The organism is Micromonospora craterilacus (assembly GCF_003236315.1).
In the GTDB taxonomy this organism is placed as follows: Bacteria; Actinomycetota; Actinomycetes; order Mycobacteriales; family Micromonosporaceae; genus Micromonospora; species Micromonospora craterilacus.
On sequence record NZ_POTY01000370.1, the window covers coordinates 1 to 4155 of the forward strand.

7 protein-coding genes are annotated in these 4155 nt (G+C 69.3%); 1 reads left to right on the forward strand and 6 read right to left on the reverse strand.

Features of this window, described 5'->3' with window-relative positions; genetic code table 11:
- Positions 1–39 precede the first annotated feature (39 nt).
- Both C1I95_RS32300 and C1I95_RS32305 read right to left on the reverse strand, forming a co-directional pair.
- The gene (locus C1I95_RS32300) at positions 40–696 is read right to left on the reverse strand and encodes an ATP-binding protein (protein WP_111219703.1); all 657 of its coding nucleotides are present in this window, start codon (positions 694–696) and stop codon (positions 40–42) included.
- Positions 686–1540 carry a phage replication protein O gene (locus tag C1I95_RS32305; protein WP_111219705.1) on the reverse strand — a complete coding sequence of 285 codons (855 nt, stop codon included), beginning with the start codon at positions 1538–1540 and terminating at the stop codon, positions 686–688. Before C1I95_RS32305 ends, C1I95_RS32300 begins: the two co-directional genes overlap by 11 nt.
- A 287-nt stretch (positions 1541–1827) precedes the next feature.
- On the opposite strand from C1I95_RS32305, the gene C1I95_RS32310 reads away from it, so the two are divergent.
- Entirely contained in the window at positions 1828–2019 is a 192-nt protein-coding gene (locus C1I95_RS32310) for a hypothetical protein (protein ID WP_111219707.1), read from the forward strand.
- A gap of 5 nt (positions 2020–2024) precedes the next feature.
- Here C1I95_RS32310 and C1I95_RS32315 read toward each other — a convergent pair whose 3' ends face one another.
- Genes C1I95_RS32315 through C1I95_RS32330 form a run of 4 tightly spaced genes read right to left on the reverse strand, consistent with a single transcriptional unit; the run spans position 2025 to position 3928 of the window.
- Positions 2025–2252, reverse strand: coding sequence for a hypothetical protein (locus C1I95_RS32315; protein WP_111219709.1), 228 nt, complete (start codon positions 2250–2252; stop codon positions 2025–2027).
- On the reverse strand, positions 2252–2530 hold the full coding sequence (locus C1I95_RS32320; RefSeq protein ID WP_111219711.1) for a hypothetical protein: 279 nt from the start codon (positions 2528–2530) through the stop codon (positions 2252–2254). Before C1I95_RS32320 ends, C1I95_RS32315 begins: the two co-directional genes overlap by 1 nt.
- A gap of 3 nt (positions 2531–2533) precedes the next feature.
- Positions 2534–3220: a vWA domain-containing protein gene (locus tag C1I95_RS32325; protein ID WP_146605927.1), complete on the reverse strand. Its 687-nt coding sequence runs from the start codon at positions 3218–3220 to the stop codon at positions 2534–2536.
- Positions 3221–3253: 33 nt separating this feature from the next.
- The gene (locus tag C1I95_RS32330; protein ID WP_111219715.1) at positions 3254–3928 is read right to left on the reverse strand and encodes a hypothetical protein; all 675 of its coding nucleotides are present in this window, start codon (positions 3926–3928) and stop codon (positions 3254–3256) included.
- Between the last annotated feature and the right edge of the window lie 227 nt (positions 3929–4155).

The following is a 4155-nucleotide window of genomic DNA, read 5'->3' on the forward strand; positions in this document are numbered from 1 at the left end:
CGTCGGGGAACACGTCGGCCGGCGGCGTCATCAGATCCGTCATGCCGACCGCCGCGTGCGCCGGTCAGGGCCTTCGAACGCGACCATCACCGCATCGGCAATGCGGGACTCCACCCGGGCACCAACCGCTTTGACCAGCGGATCGCCGGCCAGGTTCGTGGAGTAGATCGTCGGCAGGCCACCCGACCAGCGGTGATCGACCAGCCGAAGTAGCACATCCTCGCCCCAGTCGGTGAACTTGCCCGCGCCGATGTCGTCCACGGCGAGCAGGTCGGCGGACATGCACCGGGCGAGCAGGCCCGGGTCATCGGCACCCGGCCGAGTAGAGGCGTTCAGGCCGGGGTGGGTGACGACCTGCCAGTTGAGGCGGCGACCCTTCCCGGCGGCCTCCGTCACGATCGCCCGCACGGCACCCCACAGTTGGTGGGTTTTGCCGCGCCCGGTGGGCCCGATGAGGGTCAGCGACGGGCAGCCGGCCGGGTTGTTGAGGTAGCGGCTCACCCAGGCGGCGACGCGCGGGTTGTCCGGGCAGGCGTCGGCAAACACGGCCGGAACGCGGGCGGCGAGGTAGTCGGCGGCCTGCTGGCGGCGGAACGCGGCGGCATCGATCGGCTCGCGCCTGCGCGGCTGCTGGGCCGGCGGGTTGGCGTCGCCTGGCGTGGGCTCGCCGCCGGGCTGGGTCAGGTCATCGTCCACGGCTGGCGTACTCCCGGTACTCGTCGTCGGTGATGTCGTTGCTGTAGGGCTGATGGCCGTTCGGGCGACCTGCCCCGGTGTTGTCGGGGTCGTCCTGCCAGGCGAGGCGTAGCCGGTCGTACTGCTTGCGGAAGGTCGGCATCGACAGGACGTTGCGGCGCCAGAAGTGGTCGCGTTGGCACCAGCGGATGACGTCGCGGATTTCTTCGACGGTTCGCTTGTCGCGGTCGATTAGCCGGCGAGCTTCGTCGCGCCACTGTTTGGTGATGGTGGGCTTGCGGCTGCCGTTCTGGACGATCCAGTTGGCGAGGTATTCGCAGATGCGCTCGACGTCCGGTCGGGGCTCGTCGGAGGGTTGGGCGGGGTCAAGGTTGGGAGGGTCAAGACTCTCCGTAGGAGAGTCCTTAAGAAGGTGTGCCTCGTCGGGCGTGCCGCCCGGCGGTACGTCGGCGTACCGCTCAGCGGTACGGTCCATGCCGCCCGGCGGTACGTCCTCTGACCCTGCCTGTACCGCCTGGCGGTACGCGCCATCGGCGGTGTTCGCTCGCTTGCTGCGGTGAGAACGAGGCGCACGCGCCGCATTCGGGTCACCAACCGCAAGCCGGAAACCTAGCCGCGATTCCTCCGGAAAAGACACCCGGGAGACCCACCCGCCATCGGTGAGCGCCTTCATCCATTCCGTCAACGCCGAGCGGGAAAGGCCGGTTTCCCGCTCCAGATCGGTGAAGGTCGGGGCGTGGGCCGGCGGGACCTCCGCCGTCGCCGCAGTGGTCGCGGTGAGCAGCGTCAGCACGATGTGCCGGCCCGGGGGCTCGACGTTCGAAGCCTTGATGGCGGATTCCACCTTCCATCGTGTCGTCATCGCCGGCACCGCCTTCCGCGCCCAGCACGCCGAGCCGTCCGGCTGGCGTGCGTGGGGTGGGTCATGCGGTGCTCCGTTCGGGTGGTGCTGGGGCTGTGCAGGGGTTCTGAGCTGCTGGTTTGCGTGGCCGGGTTGACCTGGCCACGCCCCGACCCTAGCCTGAATCCTTAGGACTTTCCAGGGAACAAGCTAAGGAGTTTGGGATGGTGGCGGGCGTGGGGCCGAGGAGTACCGCAGGAGTACCGCAGGAAGACCGATACGATGCCGCCATGAAGGTGGAGCGCGTCAGCGTCGAGAAGCTGCGCAAGGACGTCGGCGAGTGGGCGAAGCAAATCGCCGACGGCAAGCCGCTCGACTCGCACAAGGTCGTCACCCGGCACGGCACCGAAGCCCTGGTCGTAGTCGACATGGACTGGTACCGGCTTGCCCGCAAGGCGCTCAAGGACCCCACCGACCTGTAGCCCGATCACTCCGCACCACCCGCCGAGCCCGACGCCTCCTCGACGTCGGGCCGCAACGCTGCCTGCCGCCCCGGCGGCGGATGCTTCGCGATGACGGAGAACAGCACGCCGACGACGAACAGGATGGCGGCGGTGGTGGCGGGGGGCCGCTTGTCGTCTGCGAGCGCAGCCGCGAGCGCGCAGAGCACGGCGACAGCGAAGACGAACAGGGCGACATAGAACATGATCGGCATTAGTGGTTGATCTCCTTGCGGTAGTCGGACAGCCAGGCGTCAATGCGCTTACGGCTGGCGGGGGAAAGGATGTCGGCGGCGAGGTCGCCGTCGAGGTCGGTGACGGTGACGAGGCGGTTGAGGATCTGCCCCGCCTCGGTGAGGAGCTGCCCGGACCGCCGGGTGATGCCGGCGGCACGCAGGCGCTCGTCAACGCCGTGGGCACTGCCGATCGCAGCGCCGACGACGCATCCGACGGCGGCGCAGAACAGGCCGGTGAAGAGGATGACGGCGGCCATTGGTCAGTGGGAACCGGTGTCGCGCGAGACGGGCGACGAGCCACCGGAGGGGTCGGCCACGGTGCGACCGCCGGTCGCGTCGGCGAGCGTCGCCGCGGTGTCGGCACCCGTACCGCCGCGCGAGTAGGAGCGGGTCGCCGTGGTCAGGCCGGAGTAGCTGGCCTGCGTGGCGGGGCCCGAGGACGCCATGGCCACGGTGGAGGCGCGGCCGAAACCCATACCCTCGGCCTGACGCCAGGTGTCGACCCCGGCGCCCAGGAATACGAACGACCACTTCCCGCCCGCTTCCCGCTCCCGGATCATCGCGGCGATGCCGCCCCGGTCGAACTCGACCGATGCGTTCTCGTGCCCGTCGGTGGACACCACCAGCAACACCCGGTCGTGCTCGCCGAGCGTGGTCGCCTTCTCGAATTCGGTGATGGTCTTCCCGACCGCGTCCAGCAGGGCCGTGTATCCGGACGGCCGGTAGTTGACGTCGGTCAGCCGGGGCACATCGGCCAGCGCCACGGCGTTGCACAGCACCGTGACCCCGGTGTTGAACGTGGTGACGGTCAACCGGTAGTCGCGTTCGAGGTCGGCGGCCAGGCCCTCGACGTAGCTGTTGACGCCACCGCGGACGTCTTCGGCGAGCCGGTACATCGACCCGGACGCATCGGTGGGAAGCAGTACATAAGTGATCGGCTTGGACATGCGGGTACCTCGTTTTCGGGTTGGGGTGGTGGTTCAGGCGGCGACGGGCTTGAGCCGTCGGGCGGCGCGGGCGGCGAGGATCTGGCCGACGAATCGTTCGCCGACGGTGACGCGCACCTGCCCGTCGGCGAAGGTGAGCTTCATGGCGCCGCCGCGCTGACGCACCGCGCCGAACGCGGCGAACAGTTCCCCGTTGACCAGGACGTCGCTGACCTTCTGCGGGGCCGGCTCTGCGGCGAGGATGCGGCGGACGTCGGCGAAGTTGACGTCACGGTCGAGGACGACCATCGTCTTGCCCGGCAGGCCGGAGTTGGTGCTACGTGCCACGCGCAGCTTGTGTCGGTCGGTGTAGCCGGGCATGTAGTCCAGGGCGAGCGGAACCCACCAGTTCTTGTCGCTCACCTTGAAGGTGGCCGCCATGTCCTTGACGTCGGGGACTCCGATGACGATCTTCCACGGATCGCAGAGACCGCCACGGCGGGCGGAAAGCCCGTCCTGGGCGGCCTCTTCGGGCAGCTCGTCGGGGTGCCACGACGACACGCCCATCCGGACGTCGTCGCCGGCCATGGCGTGCAACTGCTCGCCGTCCCACTCGAGGCAGACGGCGTACGTCTCGGGGATGTCCTTGTCTTGACCGGCCAGGCCGGCGACGTCAGTGAGGATGCCGAGGAAGTCCCTGGTGGGGATGTGGATGGTGTCGAGGTTCATCGTGGGCTCACTTCCTCGCTGCGGCGTACGCGACGCCGATCCCGCCCCTGCTGGTGCTGCCTACTGTGCTGCTCACTGGATGGGGCTCCTTCGGGGCCGGGTCGGGTACGGTCGGACACGTTCGGGACGGCCGCGCATCAGAACGGGGGCTCCTCGTCAAAGCCGGAGCCGGCGGCGGAACGGCCGTGCGCGGGGCTGCCGGTGGCCCACGGGTCCTCGTCGCCACC

Coding starts and splice junctions, on each gene's coding strand:
- C1I95_RS32310 (WP_111219707.1), top strand. CDS start 1,828: ATGAAGGTGGAGCGCGTCAGCGTCGAGAAGCTGCGCAAGGACGTCGGC.
- C1I95_RS32315 (WP_111219709.1), bottom strand. CDS start 2,252: ATGCCGATCATGTTCTATGTCGCCCTGTTCGTCTTCGCTGTCGCCGTG.
- C1I95_RS32320 (WP_111219711.1), bottom strand. CDS start 2,530: ATGGCCGCCGTCATCCTCTTCACCGGCCTGTTCTGCGCCGCCGTCGGA.
- C1I95_RS32325 (WP_146605927.1), bottom strand. CDS start 3,220: ATGTCCAAGCCGATCACTTATGTACTGCTTCCCACCGATGCGTCCGGG.
- C1I95_RS32330 (WP_111219715.1), bottom strand. CDS start 3,928: ATGAACCTCGACACCATCCACATCCCCACCAGGGACTTCCTCGGCATC.